Origin of the sequence: Methylocaldum sp., assembly GCF_039794385.1 — a bacterium.
Taxonomy (GTDB): Bacteria; Pseudomonadota; Gammaproteobacteria; order Methylococcales; family Methylococcaceae; genus Methylocaldum.
On the sequence record NZ_JBDIVO010000477.1, the window covers coordinates 1 to 2850 of the forward strand.

Annotated in this window: 1 protein-coding gene and 2 pseudogenes; 1 reads left to right on the plus strand and 2 read right to left on the minus strand. The window is 54.3% G+C overall.

What is annotated here, in order from left to right; all coding sequences use genetic code 11:
- Positions 1 to 106: pseudogene (gene ihfA, locus ABJK70_RS22955) on the plus strand (integration host factor subunit alpha); the annotation flags it as partial.
- A 114-nt stretch (positions 107 to 220) separates the two neighbouring features.
- Here ihfA and ABJK70_RS22960 read toward each other — a convergent pair.
- Positions 221 to 1360 (minus strand): annotated as a pseudogene (locus ABJK70_RS22960) (restriction endonuclease subunit S); the annotation flags it as partial.
- On the minus strand, positions 1360 to 2850 hold a 1491-nt coding region (locus ABJK70_RS22965), incomplete at its 5' end, for an N-6 DNA methylase (protein WP_347259251.1). The gene ABJK70_RS22965 and the pseudogene ABJK70_RS22960, both read right to left, overlap by 1 nt.

The window sequence follows — 2850 nt, forward strand, 5'->3', positions numbered from 1 at the left end:
CGGAGAAGAGATTCCGATCACCGAACGCCGCGTCGTGACGTTCAAGGCAGGGCAAAAGCTCAGAGCGAGAGTGGAAGCGTATGCTGGATCCCGGGACCAACAATGAACTGCCGCCGATTCCGGCCATATTGCGAACTTCAGTAATCGCATTGTTTATCACATTGTTTTTAACCGTTATTATTTTCAATATGGTCTTCTGCTCGTCCATTGGTGGTACAGGGATGATGACGGAATTTAGGGATTCTGAATAAATAACTTCAATTGTTGTCGCGTTGCTCAATACTCTAAGCTGAAGTAATACGATATGCCCATCTTGAATTAACAAAGCCAAGTATTCAGGTAAGACTACACTGGCATTGACCTGAATTCGCATCAAACAAGGATGCAATATTCCCACCTCTGCATCATCAGGTACGATTGCGCATCTGCCGATTGTGCCCCTGGTCGTAACCAAAATGTCGCCAGGAAAAATTGAAAAAGCTTTTAGTTCTTCGAATTTGTCTTCCGTAATGTAGTTGTCTCCAGAATAGAGCTCTTTTTGAATAACATTCTTCTGGTTGTAAACCTTTATAGTTCCTTGATCCATTTCTGATGCGACAAGCTGACTGCCAAACGGTCCCGTTTTGACTGCATCCTTTTGGGGGGCGACACAAAATTTAATGGGTCGCGTTTCCCAATGCGCCGGGATATCCCCCAGCCAGTCGAGGCCGGAGGGTTTGAGTGGGGCGGTGGGATCGAGGCCGCGGGTGACGGCATGGCTGATAAGGGCGGCGCGCTTTTCCTCCAGCAGGGCCAGCATCTTTTCCTTTTCCGCCACCAGCGAATCGATGCGCGCGGTTTCACGGTCGAGGTAGTCGGCGATCAGGCGTTGGGTTTGTTCCTCGGGAAAAGGCAAGTGATGTTGGCGCAGCAGGTCGGGAGATACACGTTTGAGGCCTCCTGCACCCGTCATGGAGGCTTCGCCCTCCTGCTTAAATGCCGAAGACTGGAAATAGTAGAAGAGAAATTTACGATTGACCTTCGTAGGCCTTATGACAAAAAGCTCCGAACTACCGAACCCCTTGCCTCCTTCAAGATTTTTAGCGATCGCAATGTTACCGTTTTCAAAACAAGGTGTGACCTTCGCAAGGATAATATCGCCCTCTTCGAAGGCGTTGTAGGAAGATGCGTATTTTGAAAACTTGTCAGTATTCGGAAGAAAATAGCCGCTCTTAACCCTGTCCATGGGCAGGAAGGTCAATTCGTCATCTTCCTCGAAACCCTCGAAGTGAACGGAAGGATTGAGCTCGCAAATATAACGCAGCGGTATCGTTTCCCAATTATTTCTTCGCGTCTTCTCGTCTTTGCGTGAGGCCACCATCACTCCGTCACCTCTCGCAGCAACTCCATGATCCGCTTCTCCACCGCCTCCAGTTCCGCATCGATCTCGGCCAATGGCCTTGGAGGGTTGTACTGGAAAAACTCGCGGTTGAAATTAATCTCATAGCCAACCTTGCCGATGCCACCATCCTGCTCGTCCAGGGTTTCGCGGTCGATCCAGGCGTCCGCTACATAGGGACGCACCTCGCGCAGCACATAACTGAGCACGTCTTCCTTGAGGGGGATATTTTCAAAATCCTTCAGGTTGGCGTCGGCTTCATACTCGACCCACTTGCCCTTTCCCGCCGGGTTCAGCCCCAGCAGGGATTTCAATTCATCCGGTACAAGGTCGGGCAGGGCTTGGCCGGGAAACAGTGCTTTAAGATCCAGCGCGGCTTCCTTGTGCACCTTGGCAATCACTGGTTCCGCCTCGGGGTCGATCTCGGTAAAGGCGTCGCGGAAGGCCTTTTTCTGCGCCGTGCCCTTGGTCCCTTTTGCCCAGCCTTCGACATCGTCGGGCAAATGTTTGACGATCTTCTGCACCTTGTCCCAGACCTGGTTCCAATCGTCATGCGGTTCATTGCCGAACACCTCTTCGATGGCCAGCACGGCGTCGAGTAGTTCGGGATAGGTGTTGAGGTAGCGTTCCTTGGCCTCCTGGGTGATCTGGAATTTCAGGCGCAGTGGCCGCAGGATGGTGACACGGCGGTAGCCGAAGTCGGGGTTGTCGAAAACTTTGCTGGTCTTGGATTCGGCCAGCGCGCCATGCTCTCGGGTGATTTCATCGATCGCCTTTTCGTCCAGCCAGCGGCGCTTGTTGCCGAGACTGCGTTTCATCGGCATCCAGCGGTCGCGGGCGTCGATCAGCTGAATCTTGCCCTTGCGGTGGCTTTTTTTCCGGTTGCTGAGCACCCAGATAAAAGTTCCGATCCCGGTATTGTAGAACATCTGCTCGGGCAGGGCGACGATAGCCTCCAGCCAATCGTGTTCGATGATCCAGCGGCGGATTTCGCTTTCGCCGCTGCCTGCGCCGCCGGTGAAGAGCGGCGAGCCGTTGAAGACGATGGCGATGCGCGAGCCGGGCTTGTCGCGGTTGTCTTTCTGCCACGGCTGGAACTTGGCGATCATGTGGATCAGAAAGAGTAGCGCCCCGTCGTTGACCCGGGGCAGTTTGCCGGTGTAGCCGCGAAAGTTGGGCCAGCGGTCGATCTCCTTCTTTTCCCCCTTCCAGTCCACGCCGAAGGGCGGGTTGGCCAGCAGGTAGTCGAAGCGCATGCCGTCGAATTGGTCGTTAGTCAAGGTGTTGCCGTATTCAATACGGCTGTCGCGATGGCCTTTGATCAGCAGGTCGGAGGCGGCCACGGCGTAAGAGCGCGGATTGTAGTCCTGGCCGTAGACCTTGACCGTGGCGTGCTCGTTGTGGGCGCGTATCCAGTTCTGGCTTTCGGCGAGCATGCCGCCGGTGCCGCAGGCCGGGTCGCAGATGGTGAC